The organism is Mycobacterium sp. TY814, from assembly GCF_030755175.1.
GTDB lineage: Bacteria > Actinomycetota > Actinomycetes > Mycobacteriales > Mycobacteriaceae > Mycobacterium.
Genome location: NZ_JAUFRY010000005.1, coordinates 141,738 through 162,505 on the forward strand (window position 1 = coordinate 141,738; position 20,768 = coordinate 162,505).

General features: G+C 67.9%; 13 protein-coding genes and 1 pseudogene. 7 read left to right on the plus strand and 7 right to left on the minus strand.

Annotated features, from left to right (window positions below):
* Position 1: 1 nt before the first annotated feature.
* Positions 2–1,612 (minus strand): arylsulfatase, encoded by a 1,611-nt coding sequence (locus QXH22_RS28710; RefSeq protein WP_306240601.1) that lies wholly within the window; start codon positions 1,610–1,612, stop codon positions 2–4.
* A gap of 37 nt (positions 1,613–1,649) precedes the next feature.
* Here QXH22_RS28710 and QXH22_RS28715 point away from each other — a divergent pair.
* Positions 1,650–2,470 (plus strand): annotated as a pseudogene (locus QXH22_RS28715) (SDR family NAD(P)-dependent oxidoreductase).
* Here the strand turns inward: QXH22_RS28715 and QXH22_RS28720 are convergent.
* Positions 2,467–3,957, minus strand: a complete 1,491-nt coding sequence (locus QXH22_RS28720) for a DUF4185 domain-containing protein (RefSeq protein WP_306240603.1) — start codon at positions 3,955–3,957, stop codon at positions 2,467–2,469. The pseudogene QXH22_RS28715 and the gene QXH22_RS28720 overlap by 4 nt on opposite strands.
* Positions 3,958–4,226: 269 nt before the next feature.
* Here QXH22_RS28720 and glgX point away from each other — a divergent pair, with 269 nt between their 5' ends.
* The gene (gene glgX, locus QXH22_RS28725) at positions 4,227–6,437 is read left to right on the plus strand and encodes a glycogen debranching protein GlgX (protein WP_371934343.1); all 2,211 of its coding nucleotides are present in this window, start codon (positions 4,227–4,229) and stop codon (positions 6,435–6,437) included.
* A 120-nt stretch (positions 6,438–6,557) separates the two neighbouring features.
* Positions 6,558–7,319, plus strand: coding sequence for a sensor domain-containing protein (locus QXH22_RS28730; RefSeq protein WP_306277685.1), 762 nt, complete (start codon positions 6,558–6,560; stop codon positions 7,317–7,319).
* Between the two features lie 6 nt (positions 7,320–7,325).
* Here QXH22_RS28730 and QXH22_RS28735 read toward each other — a convergent pair whose 3' ends face one another.
* On the minus strand, positions 7,326–11,324 hold the full coding sequence (locus QXH22_RS28735; protein WP_306277686.1) for a PPE family protein: 3,999 nt from the start codon (positions 11,322–11,324) through the stop codon (positions 7,326–7,328).
* 323 nt (positions 11,325–11,647) lie between these two features.
* Between QXH22_RS28735 and QXH22_RS28740 the strand changes: the two genes are divergently transcribed.
* The 4 genes from QXH22_RS28740 to QXH22_RS28755 all read left to right on the plus strand — a co-directional run bounded on the left by QXH22_RS28740 (position 11,648) and on the right by QXH22_RS28755 (position 14,534).
* Positions 11,648–11,923 (plus strand): DUF4235 domain-containing protein, encoded by a 276-nt coding sequence (locus QXH22_RS28740; protein WP_306240606.1) that lies wholly within the window; start codon positions 11,648–11,650, stop codon positions 11,921–11,923.
* Between the two features lie 131 nt (positions 11,924–12,054).
* Positions 12,055–12,957 (plus strand): DUF1295 domain-containing protein, encoded by a 903-nt coding sequence (locus QXH22_RS28745; protein ID WP_306277687.1) that lies wholly within the window; start codon positions 12,055–12,057, stop codon positions 12,955–12,957.
* Positions 12,954–14,078 (plus strand): FAD-dependent oxidoreductase, encoded by a 1,125-nt coding sequence (locus tag QXH22_RS28750; RefSeq protein WP_306277688.1) that lies wholly within the window; start codon positions 12,954–12,956, stop codon positions 14,076–14,078. Before QXH22_RS28745 ends, QXH22_RS28750 begins: the two co-directional genes overlap by 4 nt.
* Positions 14,079–14,090: 12 nt before the next feature.
* Positions 14,091–14,534 carry a nuclear transport factor 2 family protein gene (locus tag QXH22_RS28755; RefSeq protein WP_306277746.1) on the plus strand — a complete coding sequence of 148 codons (444 nt, stop codon included), beginning with the start codon at positions 14,091–14,093 and terminating at the stop codon, positions 14,532–14,534.
* Here the strand turns inward: QXH22_RS28755 and QXH22_RS28760 are convergent.
* The 4 genes from QXH22_RS28760 to QXH22_RS28775 are packed head-to-tail and all read right to left on the minus strand — an operon-like array spanning position 14,473 to position 20,569.
* Complete coding sequence (locus QXH22_RS28760; protein WP_306240610.1) at positions 14,473–15,804, minus strand: acyltransferase; 1,332 nt, start codon at positions 15,802–15,804, stop codon at positions 14,473–14,475. The two genes, QXH22_RS28755 and QXH22_RS28760, sit on opposite strands and share 62 nt — an antisense overlap.
* Positions 15,805–15,861: 57 nt before the next feature.
* Positions 15,862–18,216 (minus strand): Tex family protein, encoded by a 2,355-nt coding sequence (locus QXH22_RS28765; RefSeq protein ID WP_371934349.1) that lies wholly within the window; start codon positions 18,214–18,216, stop codon positions 15,862–15,864.
* Between the two features lie 54 nt (positions 18,217–18,270).
* Positions 18,271–18,756, minus strand: a complete 486-nt coding sequence (locus QXH22_RS28770; protein ID WP_306277690.1) for an SRPBCC family protein — start codon at positions 18,754–18,756, stop codon at positions 18,271–18,273.
* 4 nt (positions 18,757–18,760) lie between these two features.
* Positions 18,761–20,569, minus strand: a complete 1,809-nt coding sequence (locus tag QXH22_RS28775; protein WP_306240613.1) for a serine/threonine protein kinase PknE — start codon at positions 20,567–20,569, stop codon at positions 18,761–18,763.
* Between the last annotated feature and the right edge of the window lie 199 nt (positions 20,570–20,768).

Here is a 20,768-nt window from a genome sequence, read left to right on the forward strand (position 1 = left end):
CTCAGCCGAATAGCGATGGATCGGCGTCGAACACCGAGATCGGCTCGACGATAACTCCGTTGTCCTCGACGTAGCGCTCCCACAGCTCGACGAGCTCGGCGAGCTTGTCGGGATGGGCGGCTGCTAGATCGTGGATCTCACCGGAATCGGTGGACAGGTCGTAAAGCTGCCAGGCGCCCGTTCCGTGCGGCGCCGGCAGATGCAGCGCCTTCCAGTCGCCCTGCCGGATCGCCCGGCGGCCGAACAACTCCCACCCGGTGCCGGTTTCGGCGGGATGCACGTCGTCTGCGGCGCCGGAAAGGTACTCCACGAGCGAGCGGCCGCGCATCGGCTCCACGTCACGCCCGCGCCAGCTGGTGCCGGGATGTTCGACACCGGCCAGTTCCAGCACGGTGGGTGCGATGTCCATGGCGGTTGTGAATGCCGTGCCGATCTCGGCCTGCCGATCAAAGCCGGGCCAGGTGATGAAGCCGACCACCCGGATCCCACCCTCGGTGGTGAACGCTTTGTGCAGCCGCGACGGCGCCGTGGCGGCCTGCGCCCACCGCGGGCCGTACCAGATGTACGAGCTGGGGCGCCCGAGGTTGTCCAGACTGTTGTCGCAGTACTTCTCGATCTGCGCGGCGATCTGCGGGCCGCGCAGCGGCATCGCCTCGACGATCGCGCCCTCGGCGCCGTTGTCGGACAGGAAGATCACCACGGTGTCGTCCAGTTCGCCGGTCTCGGTCAGATAGTCGATCACCCGGCCGATGTTCCAGTCCATCCGGTCCACCATTCCGGCGTAGACCTCCATGCTGCGCGCCGAGCGCGCCCGCTCGTCGTCCGTCATCTCGGCCCACTCCTGGGCGCCGTCAGCCACCACCGGATGCGCCTCGACATCGGGCGGGCACAGACCCAGCCGCTTCAGCGCCTCCAGCCGCGCCTCGCGCAGCGCGTCCGGCCCGGCGTCGTAGCGGCCGCGATAGGCCGCGACGGAGTCATCGGGTGCCTGCAGCGGCCAGTGCGGCGCCTGGAACGGCAGATAGGCGAAGAACGGCCGATCGTCATCGGGGGAACGGTCGCGCAGATAGCGCAGCAGCGTGTCGGCGTAGTAATCGGAAGAGTAGAAATCCTCGCCGACCGAGACGAATTGGTCGTCCTCGGTGTAAAGCGTTGGCACAGCGAGGAATCCGGCGCCTCCACCACCGTAGTGGCTGGCACCGGCGGGCAGCAGTGCGAACGAGCGCTCGAATCCGCGGGCCCACGGCGACCGTTCGATGGTGGCGCCCAGATGCCATTTGCCCGACATCAACGTGAGATAGCCCGCCTCGCGCAGCAACTCGGGCAACGCGACCACCCGGTCGTTCAGATAGCCTTCGTAGCCCGGCGCGCCCTGGAAGCCGGGGACGGCCACCTCGAGCATGGTGCCGATGCCCGCGACGTGGTGGTCGGTACCGGTCAGCAGCATGGCCCGGGTGGGCGAGCAGGCCGGCGCCGAGTGGAAGTCGGTGAACCGGACCCCCTGATAGGCCAACCGGTCCAGGTTGGGGGTCTTGATTTCACCGCCGAAGGCGCCGATGTCGGAGAAGCCGAGATCGTCGGCCACAATCACCAGAAAGTTGGGTCGCTTCACCTGGAGCATCCTGTCAGCTTCGGCAGAGGATACGAGCATGGCGCACGCAAACGGGTTACTGGCCGATCGCGTCGCGGTGGTCACCGGCGGAGGCGGCGGGATCGGCGCCGCGACCGCGCGGCTGTTCGCCGAGCACGGCGCCCGGGTGGTGGTCGCCGACATCGACGGCGAGCGTGCGCAGCGGACCGCGGACGAGATCGGCGGCCTGGCGGTCGTGACCGACGTCCGGGAGGCAGCACAGGTCGCCGCGCTCGCAGACCGCGTGCGGGACGGTTACGGGTGCATCGACGTGCTGGTCAACAATGTCGGGCACTGGGTGCGCCACCCGGGCGCGTTCGCCGCCACGGACCCGGCGCTGTGGGACGAGCTGTACCGAGTGAACCTGCACCACGTCTTCCTGGTCACCCGGGCCTTCCTGCCGATGATGATCGAACGGCGGGCCGGCGCGATCGTCAACGTCTCCTCCGTGGAGGGGCTGCGCGGCTATCCCGAGGATCCGGTCTACGCCGCCTTCAAGGCCGCCGTCATCCATTTCACCCGCAGCCTCGCGGTCCAGGTGGGGCGCGACGGAATCCGGGTCAACGCGATCGGGCCGGACGTCACCGAATCTCTGCAGGTGCCCTACTCCCAATGGCTCTCGCCCGACGAGCAATCGCAGTGGCCGCAATGGGTCCCGATCGGACGCATGGGTCAACCGGAGGACCAGGCGCGGGTGATCCTGTTCCTGGCGTCGGACCTCGCGGCGTTCGTCACCGGCCACACGATCCCGACCGACGGCGGGACGGGCGCGGCGGGCGGATGGTCCGTTCCTCGCGCCGCGCCGGGCGGGAATGGACGAATCGCCCTATCGACCCCTAGCCAAGCGTGGTGTGCATCAGCATCACGTCGTATGCCGACCACAGCGAAAGGTTGAAGTACACGTCCTTGCCTGTCGTCCAAGGGTGCATCATCGGCGCATAGACGCCGCCGGGCATCTGGAAATTGGACACCAGCAAGTGCTCCGGGCTGTAAGGGCCTTGCGGAGTGGGTGCGGTCCGGGCCACCACATCGTTGGCGCCGTTGGTATACATCACCAGGTACTGCTTGAGATAGGTGTTGTACTGGGCCGACATCTCGGCTACCGGGCCCGGGATGACCGGAGTCGCTGCCGATGGCTTGTTCGGCACCCACGAGTTCGAATCACCGTTCCAATACTCGTATTTGGTGAGGTCCGGAATGAATCGCGGCTGCACTCGCGACAGGTGCGCCGCGCCGCCGCGTCCGTTCGGCGTGCCGAAGGAGTACAGGTAGCCGTCGCCGCCCTTGACGTAGGCACCCATCTGGAAATTCTCGTTGCCCTCCACATAGGGAACGCGCGCTGCGTCGGGGCCGTTGGCGCGGATGGTGCCGGGGTACACCGACCAGGTCTGGCCGTTGTCGGTGGACATTGCGATGCCGGAGTAATTCGTCCACCATTCGCCGTCGCGACCCCAGTCCTTGATGGACATGAAGTTGATGTACTGGGTCTTACCGATGGAGATCGCGGCGGTCGGGATGATTCCGGTCTCTTCCCTGGCGTACTTGATGCTGTTGATGACCTGGCGGGAGAAGCCGGGTTGCTGGGTCGGCGAGCCGGCGTATCTGTTGGAGGGATCGCCGGCGTCGACGTGCAGGCCGTGCGACAGGTCGTGGTCGTTGCTGCGGAACAGCACGTTGTACCGCCACTGGTCGCCCTTGACGGCGCAGTAGCCGAACGTGTCGCCGAAGGCCATCAGCACCTGGTGGTTAGTGGGATCGCCATTGTCCCAGAGGATTCCGAGGTCGGTCCCGGAGATGCCGAAGCGTTCCAGGGTCTTGTTCGGGCCGTCGGGTCCGGTCACCCACTCGACCAGGGAGGTGTTGGAGCCGCCGAGTGCGCCTTCGGCTTCCGGCGAGCCGGGCGGCAGCTCCGGTGCCGGAGCCGGGTTCGGCGGGACCGCCGCATCCGGGGCCGGGGCGAGCTGCGCGGCCTGGGGTTGCTGGCCCGCCGGTGGAGCGGGAACAGGAGGAGCCGGGTTGGCGCCCGGGACCAGCGCCTGCTGTTGCATCGGCGCGGAGTAGCGCTGACCCGGCTGCAACACGCGCTGCAACGGGCCGGGCCTGGGCATCGGTGCGCGGTCATTCGCGCCGCGGGGCCGCTTGTTCATCGGGCCGAGCACCTTGCCGCCGGGGTTGGTCACTACCGCGTTCGCCGGCGGCGGGACGTTGGCTTCAGGTGCGCTGCACGGCAGCGCGTGTACCTGGGGGGCCAGGCCGATCGGAAGGATGAGCCCGACAGCAGCCGCCGCTGCCAGCGATACCGAAACGAAGCGAGGAATCGCCGACATTTCACACCTTTCCAGAGGCCGGACGCCGAATTGACGTCCGCAATGGGTTGATGTGACGATAGTGAGCAATGAGGTCCCTGTGACCCGTGGGCAGTCAATAGGTATGCGTCCGTGACCGTGTCGCAACCCTCCCCAGGCGTCGAAAGCAATTTTCACCGAGCATCTTTCGCTCGTCCGTCGCAGACTGTGGGCGACTCCATGCTTAGCCCGGCCCGGCAGCGGATATACAGAGCCCGACCGCCGGTGTTCCCAGTTCGGTCAATCCGTCAATGTCAGGAGGCACGGTGGTTAATGTCAGCGCAGAGCAGACCGCGACGCCGGGGGTCACGTCCGGATCGGGGCACCCCGACGACCGGCCGGAGGTGTGGCCGGGCAAGGCCTACCCGCTGGGATCGAGCTACGACGGGTCCGGCACGAACTTCGCCGTCTTCAGCGAGGTGGCTGAGCGGGTCGAGCTGTGCCTGTTCGACGAGGACGGCTCCGAAACCAGGATTGCGCTGCCGGAAGTGGACGGCTTCGTCTGGCACGCGTTCCTGCCCAGTGTTCAGCCGGGTCAGCGCTACGGATTCCGGGTGCACGGCCCCTACGATCCCGCCAACGGCCACCGGTGCAACCCGAACAAGTTGCTGGTGGACCCGTACTCGAAGGCAATCGACGGGTCGTTTCAGTGGGACCAGTCCTTGTTCAGCTACAACTTCGGCGATCCGGACAGCCGCAATGACGACGACTCCGCGGCCAACATGCCCAAGTCGGTGGTGATCAATCCGTACTTCGACTGGGGCGTGGACCGCCCGCCCGGCCACGAGTACGCCGACAGCGTCATCTACGAGGCACACGTCAAAGGCCTCACCCAGACTCACCCGGCGATCCCCGAACGGATTCGCGGCACCTATTCGGCGATCGCGCACCCGGCGATCATCGAGCACCTGACCAATCTGGGCGTGACGGCGATCGAGCTGATGCCGGTGCACCACTTCGCCAACGACTCGACGCTCATCGAGAAGGGTCTGTCAAACTACTGGGGCTACAACACAATCGGGTTCTTCGCCCCCGACTTCAAATACACCGCCAGCAACACGCCGGGTGGCCAGGTTCAGGAGTTCAAGGCCATGGTGCGCGCGCTGCACGAGGCCAACATCGAGGTGATCCTCGACGTCGTCTACAACCACACCGCCGAGGGGAACCACATGGGCCCCACGTTGTCGATGCGCGGCATCGACAACGCCGCCTACTACCGGTTGGTCGACGACGACAAGCAGTACTACATGGACTACACCGGCACCGGCAACAGCCTCAACGTGGGCCATCCGCACACCTTGCAGCTGATCATGGATTCGCTGCGGTACTGGGTCACCGAGATGCATGTCGACGGATTCCGCTTCGACCTGGCCTCCACCCTGGCGCGCGAATTCTACGATGTCGACCGGCTGTCGGCGTTTTTCGAACTGGTGCAACAGGATCCCATCGTCAGCCAGGTCAAGCTGATTGCCGAACCGTGGGATGTCGGCCCCGGCGGCTACCAGGTGGGCAACTTCCCGCCGCAGTGGACCGAATGGAACGGCAAGTTCCGCGACAGCATCCGCGACTTCTGGCGCGGCGAGGACGCCATTCTGAGCGAATTCGCCTCCCGGATAAGCGGATCGGCCGACCTCTACGAGCACACCGCACGCCGGCCGGTAGCCTCCATCAATTTCGTCACGGCCCACGACGGGTTCACCCTGCGCGACCTGGTGTCCTACAACGAGAAGCACAACGAGGCCAACGGCGAGGACAACAACGACGGCGAGTCACACAACCGGTCCTGGAACTGCGGCGCCGAGGGCCCGACGGACGACCCTGAGATCAACACGCTGCGGGCCCGGCAGCAGCGCAACTTCCTGGCGACAACCATTCTGTCGCAAGGGGTTCCGATGATCTGCCACGGCGACGAGCTCGGCCGCACCCAGCACGGCAACAACAACGGATTCTGCCAGGACAGCGAGCTGACCTGGATCAACTGGGACAACGCCGACAACGATCTCATTGAGTTCACCCGGGCGGTGACGGCCATCCGGGCCGGGCATCCGGTCTTCCGCAGGCGCCGGTTCTTCACCGGAGCCCCGGTCCGGGTGCGGGGATCGGAAGGTCTGCCGGACATCTCGTGGTTCCGGCCCGATGGCTCGGAGATGAGCGACGAGGACTGGGATTCCGGTTTTGGTAAATCGGTGGCGGTCTTCCTCAACGGCCTGGGCATACCCGGCACGGATTCCCGTGGACAGCGCATCACCGACGACTCCTTCGTGCTGTGCTTCAACGCCCACCACGAACCGATCGAATTCGTCCTGCCCCCTGATGAATTCGGGCCGGGCTGGCTCCCGGTGCTGGACACGGCGGCCGGTACCGGGCAGGTGGAGAACGGCGACGCGCAGCCGCCGCAGGGCAAGATCACGGTCCAGGGCCGGGCGGTGGTGCTGTTGGAGCAGACCCAGCGCGAGGAGTAGCCGCGCCCGGACTGTTCCCCCCGGCGCGAAGCGGCAGTATGCTCATGCCGCCCACTGCAGCAGACGCGCCGGGGAGTCGCGGATTGCTTGCCGATCACCGACAAGCAAGAAGGACAGGTCATGCGCTCCCTTACTGCGGCGTTCACTGTCGCCGCCGCCGGACTTTTGGTCGCCGCGTGCGGCGGCGACAACGACAGCGGCACGCCGTCATCCTCGAGTTCGGCAACCAGCTCGGCGTCGTCCAAGCCTCCGGTGGCGCCGGCGGCCTTGGCGAATCTGCTGCTCACCCCTGGCGAACTCGACGCCACCATGGGCACCATGGGTATGGCGATCAGAGACAAGTCCGACAAACTGGCCGACGACGGCAACAAGCAGTACCCGCAGGGCTGGAAGTGGCCCGCCGAGTGCCTGTTCGCCTATGGCCCTGGCGAGAACCCGGTTTACGCGGGCAGTGGGTTCACCGGCGCTGCCGGACGCGACGACAGCGCGTCCCCGCCCACGCCGGGATCCAAGGACATGGACCCCGAAGCCGTGCAGTACCTGGTGGCGTTCCCCTCCGCGACCGAGGCGAAGGCGTTCTTCGACGCCTCGGTCAAGGCGTGGCCGGCCTGTGCGGATCGGCCGCTCGTCGTCCCGGCCGACCCCGGTGGTGCTGAGATCACCTGGAAAGTGGGACAGGTGAATTCGTCCAATGGCGTGCTGACCACCACCATTTCGGTCAGCACAACCGACAACGGCACCGCCGTCGGCGGGACCTGTCAGCGGGCCCTCACCGTGCGCAACAACGTGGTGATCGACGTCAGCGGATGCGGACCCAAGGACCCCGGCGACGCCGGCGTCAAGCTCGCCGCCCAGCTCGCCGGCAAGGTCGACAAGCAGTAGCGGCCGCTACCCGGTCAGCGGCCGGATCGATACGTGGAAGCTGCCGGGGCCGGCGATCGCCGACAGGCGGTCCCCGGCAGCGACGGCGAGGTTGAGAAAGCCGTTGAATGCCTTGGCTCCGGCGCCATTCGCGGTGACGATGGCGAAGTTACCGCCCGCCAGTCCCCCGGACTGATCGCCCGCCAGTGCGAAATTGCTGCCGCCGGCGGCCACCGCGATGTTCAGCACGCCCGCACCGCCGGCCCAGACGTCGTGATTTCCGTCGCCGACGACGGTGGCGATGTTGGCGAAGTTGACCGGGCTGTGACCGCTGGCCTGCACCAGGTTGTTGCCGGACCCGACGACGGTGGACACGATCGCGAAGTTGGCCGGCTGATGTCCGCGGACCGTGACACCGGTGTTGCCGTCGCCGACAGCGGTGGCGACACCCCCCACACTCAGCCCGGCAACGCTGGCGGCGACCGTGTTGTTGTTGCCGACCGCGGTGGCGGCGACGGCGATGTTGGCGCCGACGCCGCCCGCCGTGGCCGCAACCTCGGTGTTGCCGTCCCCGATCGCCGTGCCCAGGGTCGCGATGTTCGCACCGGCGCCTGAGGCGGTGGCCGACACACCGTTGCCCGCGCCGGCCGCGGTGGCCAGGGTCGCGTAGTTCTGTACCCCGGTCGCCGACGCGGTGGCCGTATTGCCTCCGCCGACGAACGCCGTGGCAGCCGTTGCGATATTGCCGGCGCCGTTGGCGGTCGCCGAGACGGCGTTCCCGTCGGTGATCGCGGTACTCAGGGTGGCGATATTGCCGCCGATCCCGACCGCCCGCGCTACCGCCGCGGTGTTGCTGTCACCGAAGACGGTGGCCAGGGTGGCGATGTTGCCGCCCGCACCACCGGCTTCCACCACCCCGCCGGTATTGCCGTCGCCGTACACCGTGCCCAGCGTGGCGATGTTCTCCAGGCCGAAGGCACTGACTTTCATCGAGTTGCCGTCCCCGATCACCGTCGAGGCCACCGGCACGTTACCCACTCCCGTCACGTCGACCGTGGCCGTGTTCTGGTCGCCGATTGCGGTGGCGATGGAGACGAGGTTGCCCGAGCCGGTCGCGCTCGCCGACACCGCCGCGTTGTTGTCACCGATCACGGTGCCCAGCGTGACGATGTTGCCGCCGACCCCGATGGCATGCGCTCCGGTGACCGCGTTGCCACTGCCGAACACGGTGGCCAGGGTGGCGATGTTGCCGCCGGCCCCGCCGGCCTCGGCGGCGACCGAGGTGTTGCCGTCGCCGTAGGAGGTGGCCACGGTCGCGATATTGTCCACACCGAAAGCGGTGGCGGTCAGGCCACTGTTGTCACCGATGCCGGTGGCGATCGTGGCGATGTTGCCCAGGCCGGTCGCACTGACTTTGGCGGTGCTGTTGTTGCCGAACACGCTGGCCAGCGTCGCGATGTTGCTACCCCCGCCACCGGCCTCGGCGGAGACCGTGGTGTTGCCGTCACCGATCGCGGTGGCGAAGGTCGCGATGTTGGCACCCACGCCGGGCGCGCCGGCCACGACGCCGTTGTTGTCACCGATCGCGGTCGCGACGGTGGCGATGTTCTCGACGCCGAACGCGTCGACCTTGGCGGTGTTGTTGTTGCCGATCAGGGTGGCGATGTTCGCGGTGTTGCCCAGGCCGGTCGAGACGACCGACGCTGAGTTGCCATCCCCGATCACGGTGGCCAGCGTCGCGGTGTTGCCGCCACCGCCACCGGCCGACGCCAAGACCTGGGTGTTGCCCTCGCCGATCGCCGTGGCGAAGGTGGCGACGTTAAGACCGACACCCGGCGCACTGGCCGCGACGTTGTTGCCGTTGCCGTACGAAGTGGCCACGGTCGCAATGTTTTCCACGCCCAGGGCGCTGGCCGACGAGGTGTTGTTGTTGCTGAACAGCACGGTGGACAGGGTGGCCGTGTTGCCCGCGCCCAGCGCGCTGGCCTGGGCGGTGTTGTTGTCACCGAAGACAGTGGCCAGGGTCGCGATATTGCCGCCCGCGATGCCGGCGTCCGCATCGACCTTGGAGTTGCCCTGGCCGATCGCAGTGGCGATGGTGGCGGTGTTGCCGCCGACACCCTTGGCCTCGGCGGACACGTTGTTGTCGTTGCCGTAGGAGGTGGCCAGGGTGGCGATGTTCCCGACGCCGATCGTTTCGGCCGCGGAGGTGTTGTTGTTGCTGAACAACACCGTCGAGACGCTGGCGATGTTTCCGGCGCCGAACGCGCTGGCTTTCGCAGTGTTGTTGTCGCCCAACGACGTTGCGACGGTGGCAACGTTGCCACCGGCACCGCCGGCATCGGCGCTGACCTGGGTGTTGCCGTTGCCGAACGCGGTGGCGATCTGGGCGGTGTTGGCGCCCACACCCACGGCGCTGGCTCCCACCCCGTTGTTGTTGCCGCCCGAGGTCGCCACGGTGGCGATGTTGCCCGCCCCGATGACCTTCGAGGTCACCGTGCTGCCGTTGCCCAAAGAGGTGGCGACGTTGCCGACGTTGCCGGCACCGAGGGCACTGGCCGCGACGTTGGGGTTGTTGGCGCCGAAGGCGGTGGCCACCGTGCCGATATTGTCCGAGCCGCTCGCGTCGGCCGAGACCGCGGTATTGCCGCTGCCGCCGACGGTCGCGACGGTGGCGATGTTGTTTAGGCCGAACGAGCTGGCCGTGACGCCGTTGCTGTCACCGAACAGGGCGCTGGCCACGGTGCCGATGTGACCTCCGCCGGTCGCGTTGGCGCTGATCACGTTGTTGTTGCCGATAATGGAAGCAGCGACGGTGCCGAGATTGCCGCCGACGCCCGTCGCCGTTGCCGCGACCGCGTTGCCGTTGCCCAGCGCGGCCGCGACCACTCCTTCGTTGCCGCCGGCGCCGCCCGCGGCGGCGAGCACGTTGACGTTGCCGCTGCCCGCGACCGCCGCCACCACCGCGTTGTTCTCGACGCCGAATGCGTCGGCCGACACCGTGGTGTTGTTGCTGCCGAAGACCGCTGAGACGATGCCGGTGTTCTCCACGCCGGTCACCTTGGCCGCCACGCCGGAGTTGTTGTTGCCGAAGGCGGCGGCCACAGTGGCGTTGTTCTGCACTCCTTCGGCAGTGGCGGAGACGGTGTTGTCGTTCCCGAAAGCGGCCGCGACCGTGCCGATGTTGCCCACGCCGACGGCGTTGGCGACGACGGTGTTGTTGTTGCCGAACGCGAGGGCTCCGGTGCCGATGTTCACCGCGCCGGTGGCGTTCGCGGTCGAGTTGCTGCCGATGACCCCGGCGATATTCAGCACGCCTCCGGTGGCCGCTGCCCTACTGCCGTCACCGAAAGCAAAAGCGATATCGGCCAGGTCGGCGTTCGCCGAACTATTTGCGCCGGTGGCCACCGCCAAACCGCCGAAGGTGCTGTTGGCCTGCGCGGTGCCGGTCTGCAGCAGTTGCAGGCCGAAGACCGAGATACTGAAGTCCACGCCCGCGCCGGGCAGGGCCAGCGCCTGCTGCCACGGCGCGAGCGCCTGGGCGACGGCAGATGCCCCGGCGTGATAGCCCGCCATCACCGACACATCCTGGGCCCACAGTTGCTCGTAAAAAGCTTCGGCGGCCGCGATCGCGGGCGCATTCTGACCGAACAGATTCGAGATCACCAGGGCCACAATCTCGTTGCGATTGGCGGCAATGAGCGCCGGGTGCGCGACGGCGGCCTGCGCGGCCTCGAAGACCGCCGCGGCAGCGGCTGCCTGGGTCGCGGTTCCTGCCGCCTGCGCCGCCGCCGTGTTCAGGTAACTGCCGTACGGACCGGCCACCGCAGCCATGGCCGCTGCAGCCGGGCCCTGCCACGCTCCGCCCACCAGCCCGGTGGTGACGGAGCTGAATGACGAAGCCGCGGCCTGCAACTCGCCGGCCAGACCTTCCCACGCGGAGGCCGCATCCAACATCGGCCCCGGCCCGGCACCGGAATACATCAGCAGCGAATTGATCTCGGGGGGCAGCACCGCAAAACTCATAGAAGCAGTCCATTCTCAACATCTGGGCTCAACCGGCCGGCCGCCGCTCCCAATTTCGAAGCCGCCGCACGCAACACCCCCCACCCGCTGCTCACGCATAACGATCGGTTGCCCGGCGGGCTGTCCACCATGCACGCGCCTCTCTTTGACGAGATCGAGCAACCACCGGAAATAACTGAGCAGATCGGCAGCAAAAACATATCCGGCAGCTGGCGATCATTTTCGCATTTCGCCAAATATTCATCGACTCCGGCGAAAGAGCGTTGGAGATCGGGCGGATTCGGGAACACCGGTATCAACGACCACACAAACGAAGGACCGTCATGAGCGCAAAATCCAAAGCCCTCTATCTGCCGCTGTCGATGGCCACCAGTGTCACCGGCGGCCTGCTTGCCGGCGCCCTCTTCAGCCAGGTCTGGAAACGCCTCAGCGACGATGACCAGGCGCCGCCCGACCCGAAGGATCTCAGCAACTCCACCCGCACCGCCCTGATCGGCGCCGGCCTGCAGGGGCTGATATTCGGTGTGGTCAAGGCTGCGGTCGACCGGGCGGGTGCCCGGGGATATCAAGCCGTCACTCACGAGTCGCCCACGCCCTGACGCGGGCCGTCGGCCACGCTGGTAGAACGTGTTACAGTTTTGCCGACCGTGGCCGGGAGCCCGGGCCGACCGGGCCATGCGCTGAAGGAGACCCGGATGACGCGCGCTCGCCGAAAAGCGCAGTGGCAGAGATGAATTCCACGCGGGCAGGGATGAGCAAGGCGCGGTCGCTGACCTTGGTGACCCTTGCGTACGTGATCGCGATCGGGGTGGCAGCCGGCTGGCTGGCCTGGGGACCGCGGACCGGACATCTGTGGCTCGATTCGCTGATCGCCGACGTGCTGGCCACCCTGGTGGTGTTCGCCTTCAGCCGCCGCTATCGCAATTCCAGTTTCTACGACGCGTATTGGAGCGTCATACCGCCGCTGTTGGCGTTGTACTGGTGGAGCCAGGCCGGTGCCGGGGTCGATCAGGTGCGTTGCTGGCTGGTGATGGCGGTGATCGCGGTCTGGGCGGTGCGATTGACCGCGAACTGGGTTTACGGGTTTCCTGGCCTCCACCACGAGGACTGGCGCTACCCGATGTTCAAGGAACGCGCCGGCCGTTGGGAATTCGTCGTCGACCTGGTGGCCATCCACCTCATCCCCACGCTGCAGGTGTTCGCGGGCATGCTGCCGGTCTACGTCTGCGTGACCCGGCCCGGCGCAGACATCCGCTGGCTCACGCTCGTCGCGTTCGCGCTCGGACTGGCGGCGGTCGCCCTCGAACTCGCGGCCGATGTGCAGATGCACCGGTTTGTCCGGGAGTCCCGCGCCGGTGCGGCGATGGACCGCGGGTTGTGGAGCTGGTCGCGACACCCGAACTATTTCGGCGAGTTCGGGTTCTGGTTCTCCCTGGCCCTGTTCGGAGTCGCGGCCGCGCCGTCGGACTGGTGGTGGTTGTTCGCCGGAGCGGCGGCGATGCTGGCCATGTTCCTCGGTGCCAGCATCCCGATGATGGAGACGCGTAGTCTGCAGCGCCGCCCGGAATACCAGCGGGTCATCGACCGGGTATCGCGCTTCGTGCCGCGACCGCCGCGGAAATCGGTGGCATGAGCCGCAAGCGGGTCGTGATCGCGGGGCTCGGCGATGTCGGCATACTGACCGCCATCCATCTGGCACCCCATTTCGAGGTGGTGGGAATCTCGGCCAAACCCGGGCTGGTCAGCGGCCAGGAACTCGGCGTGCGGCTGGCCCGCCCCGACGACTGGGCGCGGGACTACTGGATTCCGTTCGACAGGTTCCGCAAGCTGGACCGGGTGCGGACGGTGCAGGCCGAGTTGACCGGAGTCGACCTCGCCGGGCGAACGGTTCATGGTCGCGCTGAGGACGGCACGACGGTCGCCGAACCATACGACGCGCTGGTCATCGCCACCGGTGTGAGCAATGGCTTCTGGCGTCAACCCTCCCTGCAGTCCCCAGCGGAGATCGGTGCCGGTCTCTACGCAGCGCACGAGCAGCTCGCGACCGCCAGATCGGTGATCATCATCGGTGGCGGCGCCGCAGCGGTCAGCAGTGCCGTCAACATGGCGACCACCTGGCCCGACAAGCAGGTCGACCTGTACTTCCCCGGGGACCGCCCGCTGCGGGAGTACCACCCGCGGACCTGGAAACGGATTGCCGACCGGTTGGCCGAGCTCGGTGTGGGCCTGCACCCCGGGCACCGGGCCGTGATTACCGACGACTTCACCGGCAGCGAGATCACCAGCGAGCCGGTGCGCTGGAGCACCGGACAGACGCCGGCAGTCGGCGATGCCGTGCTGTGGGCGATCGGGCGGGTGCGCCCCAACACCGGCTGGCTGCCACCCGAACTGCTGGACGAGTTCGGATTCGTCCGGGTGACGCACCAGCTTCAGCTACCCGGCCATCCCGAGGTGTTCGCCGTCGGGGACGTGGCGGCGACTGATCCGCTGCGCAGCTCGGCGCGCAATCGCGGTGACGCGTTGGTAGCCCGCAATATCCGCGCCGCGTTCGCCGACCGCCCGCTGCGATCCTTCAAGGCGCCGGGACGCCGCTGGGGTTCGCTGGTCGGCGTTCAGCGCAACGGTCTGGAGGTGTTCTTCCCTACCGGTCACGCCTTCCGATTCCCGCTGTGGGCGGTCGAGCACGTGGTGATGCCGGTGATCGTGCGCTGGGGAATGTACCGCGGCGTTCGCGAGAACCGCCCGTTCGGGTGACCCACCATGACCATGGACGTCTGGGAACTCGTTGCGCGCGAACAGATTCGCGACACCTTGGCCCGGTACAACTGGTCAGGTGACGCCGGCCGGCTCGACGATCTCGCCGCCGCGTTCTGCGAAGACGGGCTGCTGGAGATACGGGGCCTGCCGGCGTTACGCGGCAGAGCCAAGATCGCCGGTTTCCTGCGCGGTGTCACCGGCAACGTCGCCGCTGCCGCCGGAGCGGACCGCAGGCCCCTAGTCCGGCACATCCTGACCAATGTGCTCTTCACCGACGTCACGGCGGACCGCGCACACGTGTCCTCGTACTTCACCGTCGTCACCCACGTCGGTCTGGACCACGTCGGACGCTACCGCGATGTGCTGGTTCCGGCTGAGGGCACGTGGCTGATCACACAGCGGACGGTGTCGACCGACTGGGCAGCTCCGACGTCGCAGCTGGCGCACCGCTGATCATCCGCGCGGATCCCGCCGCGGCGACGAAGCCGCCCAGCGCCGCCCAGCCGTCGACACCGGCCAGACCGTTCTTGGCCATCAGCACCAGAGCGACACCCGCAACGCAGATCAGTGCGCCGGCGGTCGCGGATCGGACGGCAGACGAACCCACCGGCGCGTCCCACCAGGGCAGGCGCCGGTGCTCGAGCGGCGACAGCAGCCGGAACATCACGGCCATCACGGCGGCGAACACCACCGCCCGCAGCGCGAGCAGGCCCCAGAAGCCGGGGGCGTGTACGTCATAGGCGTCCAGGCCGGCGGCATTCAGACCGACGGCGGCGACGGCGATCGCCGGAATGTGCCATAGGTACAGGGTCATCGCTCCCCCGTTGCCCACCGCGACCGCCCGCCAGACCCGCGGGCGCTGCGCCCATCGCCGGACCGGTCCCGCGGCGGCCACGAACGCGCACGACATCCAGGTGCAGTGCAACGCCAGCAGCAATGTCGGCGGCGAGACGTTGGACACCCGCTCCGCACCGGTCACCACCAGCGAGACCTCGTACGTTCCGGCGGCGGCAAGCGCCACCTGCGCGGACAACGCGGACACAGCCGCAGCCACCGCCGCGCGCACACCGATCAGCCGGCGGGCGTAGGCGACCCCGATCACCACCGGAATCAGCCACACGATCAGGAAGTTGGCCACACCGGACTCGGGCGTTCCCACCACGAAACGGATGTTGTCGATCGCGGCCGCCGCAGCGAGCAGACCCAGGACCGTCACCAGGACCGCCCGCCCCGTTCGCAACCGGCTCAACGCCGGGACGAACGCCAGCACCACCAGGTAGACGCCGAGGAACCACAGCAGCGCCACGCACTCGCGCCCGAGCCCGTCGGCGGATTCGTCGCCGAGCGTTGCACCAACCACCAGCAGCGCCACCGTCCACGCCGCCAGATACCAGAACACCGGCCGGCACAGGCGCTGGGCCCGGGCGAACAGCCAGGAACCCCAGGCGTTGCCGGAGTGCCAGCCGTAGGCGCCCGCGGCGCCACCGGCCAGGAAGAACAGCGGCATCACCTGAACCAGCCAGGTCACCGGGGCGATCGCGGGGATCTCGCCGAGCAGGTTGCCGATCCGCACACCACCGGAGTCGATGGTGGCGAGCAGCAGCGCGCAGTGCCCGAACATCACCACGACCAGCGCGGCCAGTCGGGCGACGTCGACGGCGCGGTCGCGCGTGCGGCCGGATTCGAGCACAGCAGGATTGGGCACGGAGGTAGCAAGGGGCATTCGTCCAGCATGCCCAGCCGGCCGGACCGCGGGATGAGTAGTACTACGCGTCCGGGGTCACCGCCCGAAACCGGCGTCGCGCAGGGCCTGAGCCATCGCGTTGCCGGCCGGCTCGGGTGACCGCCGCCGCGAATTCGCCGAGTGCTGCGAATTTCGTTGCTGCGGTGCGCCTTTGCCTCCGGCCCGGGACCCGGGTTGCCGGTCCGGACGCTTGTCGCGCTGCGGTTGGTCGCCCAGCCGCAGGCTGAGACCGATGCGCTGACGTTCGACGTCGACCTCCATGACCTTGACCCGCACCACCTGACCGGAGCGGACCACCTCGTGCGGATCGGAGACGTAGCGTTCGGCCATCGCCGAGATGTGCACCAGGCCGTCCTGATGCACACCGACATCGACGAAGGCGCCGAACGCGGCGACGTTGGTGACCACGCCCTCGAGGACCATGCCGGGCTTGAGGTCGGCGACCTTTTCGACGCCCGCCGCGAACGTCGCGGAGGTGAAGGCCGGTCGCGGGTCGCGGCCCGGCTTCTCCAGCTCGGCGAGGATGTCCGTCACCGTGGGAACGCCGAACCTGTCGTCGGCGAAGTCGGCCGGGCGCAGCTTGCGCAGCGCACGCTCGTTGCCGATGATCTCGGCGAGGGTGACGCCGGAGCGGTCCAAAATCCGCCGGACCACCGGATATGCCTCCGGGTGCACACCCGACGCATCGAGTGGATCGTCGCCGCCGCGGATCCGCAGGAAGCCCGCACACTGTTCGAATGCTTTGGGCCCCAACCGGGGAACGTTCAGCAGCGCGCGCCGGTTGGCGAACGGACCGGTGTTGTCCCGGTGGGCGACGATGGCCTCCGCCAGCGATTCGGAGATTCCGGACACCCGCGCCAGCAGAGGCACCGACGCGGTGTTCAGATCCACGCCGACGGCGTTCACGGCGTCCTCGACCACCGCATCCAGGCTGCGGGCGAGGATCCCCGGGGTCACGTCGTGCTGGTACTGCCCGACGCCGATGGATTTCGGTTCGATCTTCACCAACTCGGCGAGGGGATCCTGCAGGCGCCGGGCGATCGACACCGCGCCGCGCAGGGTCACGTCGAGGTCGGGTAGTTCGTGCGCGGCGTAGGCCGACGCGGAATACACCGATGCGCCGGCCTCGCTCACCATTGCTTTGGCCGGGACCTGCACCGACCCGCCGCCGGCGGCCCGGATGTCGGCGATCAGTTCGCTTGCCAGCGCGTCGGTTTCGCGCGAGGCCGTGCCGTTACCGACCGCGATCAACTCGACCCCGTGGCGGGCTACCAGCGCGGCGAGAGCGGCCTTGGCGGCATCCCATTGCCGTTGCGGCTGGTGCGGATAAATCGCGCAGGTGTCGAGCACCTTGCCGGTGCCGTCGACCACCGCCACTTTGACGCCGGTGCGGAAACCGGGATCCAGGCCCAGCGTGGTGCGGGCCCCCGCAGGGGCGGCGAGCAGCAGATCCTTGAGGTTCCTGGCGAACACGGCAACCGCCTCCTCTTCGGCTCGCTGGCGCAACCGCATGCGCGCATCGACCGTGGCGGAGAACATCAATCTGGCCCGCCAGGCCAGGCTGACGGTCGTGGCCAGCCACCGATGGGCCGGCTGAGCCGCACCCGACAGGTCGATGTCGAGGGTGCGCGCGATCATCGCCTCGTACAGGTCGTCGGGCCCGCCGTCGAAGGCGAACGCCAACGCCTTCTCCTTCTCACCGCGCAATACCGCCAACACCCGGTGCGACGGCATGTTCTCCAGCGGCTCGGAGAAGTCGAAGTAGTCCCGGAACTTTTGCGCCTCAGCACTTTTCGCTGCCTCTTCGGACCACGGTGTGGTACGCAGCGCCGCCCGTGCCCAGAATGTCTCCCGAATCGCGCCGACGAGTTCGGCATCCTCGGCCGCCCGTTCGATGAGGATGTGCCGGGCGCCCTCCAGCGCGGCCGCGGCGTCTGTGACATCCGGAAAGTCATCTCCGGTGAAGTCCGCCGCGGCGGCTTCGGGGACCAGCGCCGGGTCGCCGATCAGCCGGTCGGCCAGCGGCTCCAGACCCGCCTCGCGGGCAGCCTGCGCCTTGGTCCGGCGCTTGGGCTTGTACGGCAGGTAGATGTCTTCGACCCGGGCCTTGGTGTCGGCGGACAGCAGCGCCGCCTTCAGCTCGTCGGTCAGCTTGCCCTGTTCGGCGATCGACGCGAGTACGGCGGCGCGGCGTTCGTCGAGTTCCCGCAGATAACGAAGGCGTTCCTCGAGGGTCCGCAGCTGCCCGTCGTCCAGGCTGCCGGTGACCTCTTTGCGGTAACGCGCGATGAAGGGCACGGTGGCGCCCTCGTCGAGCAGCCTGACCGCGGCCGTCACCTGCGCCAGTTCTACCGCCAGTTCCTCAGCGAGACGGGCGTTTACGGATTTGATGGGGGCTGTCGCAGTCACGCGGAGGACCCTACCGAACGCCGCCGACAGCGCGCGTCAACCGGGTCCGGCGCGCCCCCGTACGGTCCGGTCCAGAATGCCGAGCGTTGCCCGCAGCGCGCCTTCGGAGATGACGGGAAAGATGCCGGCATCGCGCCAATGCTGGTCGATCTGCGACCAGTCGTAGAACGACGTGACCACCGTCGCCGCACCGTCCTCGGCGGGCTCGAGCCGATAGCCGTAGACGTGGCCGATCTGAGGCCGGATCTGCCCCAGGATGGTCCAGGCGATCAGCCGGTCCGGCTCGTATTCGGTGATCTCGACGGTGACGTCGTATTTGCCGAGTTGCGGGAAATCGTTCAGCGACTCGCGGTCCATGTGCACCACGAACGTGTCGCCGACGGCCGCCACCGGGTCCCCTTCGGCGTCCTGCAGCATGCCCGACGAGTCGATGGCGACGTGCCCGCGCGGATCGCAGAGCAGCCCGAAGACCTCGGCCGCGGGAGCCGCGACGGTGCGTTGGACCTCGATGCGGTCGGTCATCAGCTCATCCGATCAGTTTCGTCAGCCAGTTCGGGTTCTGCAGGTCCACTCCGCTGCTGCCGTCCCAGACGAACGGGGTGCCGTTGGCGTTGAAGCCGGCCAACGATGCGCTGGCATTGTTGGCCTTGGTTTGGGCGGTGCCGAGGTCGGCGCCCGACTTGATGCAGTTGGTCGCCGTGCTGTTGGCACCGACCGTCTGCGCCAGATGTGCCAGTTCGGCGTCGGTGCGGTCAGACGCGGCGTTCTCCTGCGGCTGGAAATCGCTGCCGAACAGGGCGGCGTAGAAGCCGGTGTAGACCTTCGGGTCATTCTGCGCCGCAACGCAATACGAGGCCGCGACGGCGCGGGTCGAGTAGTTCTTGGTGTGTGACTGTTCGTCGAGGAAGTTCAGCAGGTGGTAGCGCACCGCGAGCTTCTTGTTGTTCACCGCGGTGTCGATGTCGCTGGCGTAGGACCTGATGAACGCACCGCACGGCGGACAGATGGGTTCGTTGAAGACATCGATGGTCGCGACGGCCGCGGAACTGCCGATGAAAACACCGTCATTGAGCACATTGATCTGCACCGCGTCCTCCGCCGGCGGCGGCGTTGACGATTTACTCGGCGGGCCTGGGTTGCTCGGCTTCGCGAAACCGATGATCAGCCCACCGGCGATCGCCACGATCACGGCGATCGCGAGCCCCGCCCATACGTAGGGCTTGCGCAGCAGTCCGGTCTGACGCGGCGGCGGTTGGCCCCACGGGGGCGCGCCGGTGGGGCCGGCGGGCGTACCTCCCCAGCCGTGCGTAGCGGCCCACGGGTTTGGCGCCGGGCCGCCCTGGGCGGCCGGCTGTGTTCCGGGTGCGGGCCAGGAGGGGCCCTGCGCCATCGCGGGGGGCGGCGTGGCCGGAAATGTGCCGGGCGTCTGGCCGGCGAGCGGGGTCGGCAGCTGCCCGACCTGACTGCGTTCCAGAATGTCGGCGGCGCGGTCCTGGTCGGGCGAGGCCAGCGCCGCGTACGCCGCCGCCGACAGGTCGCCGCAGGTGGGATAGCGATCGGCTGGATCCTTGGCCATCCCCCGGGCGATCACCTGGTCTAAAGCCGCCGGGATACCCGGACGCGCCACGCTGGGCCGCGGAACCGGCTTGTTCAGATGCGAGCCCATCACGCTGAGCTGGTCGCCCCGGTACGGGGGCGATCCGGCCAGGCACTCGTAGAGCACGCAGGCCAAGGCATAAATGTCGGCGCGGTAGGTCACCTCGCCCTCGCCGAAGCGCTCCGGCGCCATGTAGTACAGGGTTCCCACCGTGCTGCCCATCTGGGTGAGCTTCTCGTCGGAACCCGCGCTGGCAATGCCGAAATCGACGAGATAGGCGAAGTCGTCGGCGCTGACCAGAATGTTCTCCGGCTTGACGTCGCGATGCGTCACCCCGGCAGCATGGGCGGCGTCCAGGGCAGCGCCGATCTGGCGGATGATCGCCACGGCGCGGGGTGGGGTGAGAGGTCCGTAGCGCTTCAGGATCGCCGCGAGGTCTTTGCCGTCGATCAGGCGCATGTCCACATACAGCTGGCCGTCGATCTCGCCGTAGTCGTGGATCGGCACGACGTGCGGTTCCTGCAAGCGTCCGGCGGTGCGGGCCTCACGTTGCATCCGGGTGCGGAACACGGGGTCCTGGGACAGCGACTGCGACATCAGCTTCAGGGCTACGACACGCTCGCGCACGGTGTCCTCGGCCTCGTAGACGTCGCCCATGCCGCCGCGCCCCACCAGGCGCCGCAACCGGTACGGCCCGAACTGCGTCCCCACCCGCGAACCCTCGGACGTGTCACCCATCGCCGACTTCTCACCCGCCTTTCGCGCGCAGCTATCCGTACCGGGGCGCCTTCGCGCCTAAGGCTAATGGTTCACGCAACCGCGAGGCGCGCTTTGCGGACGAGCCCGCCGCCAGTTACCTAAGCGGTTGATGTGAAACCTGGAAAGGGCACCCTAAGTTTGATTAGGTTAGGCAGTGCTAACTTCTGACAGACGGTTC

What these genes read in the sequence shown, in the direction of transcription:
- QXH22_RS28720 (WP_306240603.1), bottom strand. Translation starts at nt 3,957, where the DNA reads ATGTCGGCGATTCCTCGCTTCGTTTCGGTATCGCTGGCAGCGGCGGCT.
- QXH22_RS28750 (WP_306277688.1), top strand. Translation starts at nt 12,954, where the DNA reads ATGAGCCGCAAGCGGGTCGTGATCGCGGGGCTCGGCGATGTCGGCATA.
- QXH22_RS28735 (WP_306277686.1), bottom strand. Translation starts at nt 11,324, where the DNA reads ATGAGTTTTGCGGTGCTGCCCCCCGAGATCAATTCGCTGCTGATGTAT.
- QXH22_RS28755 (WP_306277746.1), top strand. Translation starts at nt 14,091, where the DNA reads ATGGACGTCTGGGAACTCGTTGCGCGCGAACAGATTCGCGACACCTTG.
- glgX (WP_371934343.1), top strand. Translation starts at nt 4,227, where the DNA reads ATGTCAGGAGGCACGGTGGTTAATGTCAGCGCAGAGCAGACCGCGACG.
- QXH22_RS28740 (WP_306240606.1), top strand. Translation starts at nt 11,648, where the DNA reads ATGAGCGCAAAATCCAAAGCCCTCTATCTGCCGCTGTCGATGGCCACC.
- QXH22_RS28770 (WP_306277690.1), bottom strand. Translation starts at nt 18,756, where the DNA reads ATGACCGACCGCATCGAGGTCCAACGCACCGTCGCGGCTCCCGCGGCC.
- QXH22_RS28745 (WP_306277687.1), top strand. Translation starts at nt 12,055, where the DNA reads ATGAATTCCACGCGGGCAGGGATGAGCAAGGCGCGGTCGCTGACCTTG.
- QXH22_RS28730 (WP_306277685.1), top strand. Translation starts at nt 6,558, where the DNA reads ATGCGCTCCCTTACTGCGGCGTTCACTGTCGCCGCCGCCGGACTTTTG.
- QXH22_RS28760 (WP_306240610.1), bottom strand. Translation starts at nt 15,804, where the DNA reads ATGCCCCTTGCTACCTCCGTGCCCAATCCTGCTGTGCTCGAATCCGGC.
- QXH22_RS28775 (WP_306240613.1), bottom strand. Translation starts at nt 20,569, where the DNA reads ATGGGTGACACGTCCGAGGGTTCGCGGGTGGGGACGCAGTTCGGGCCG.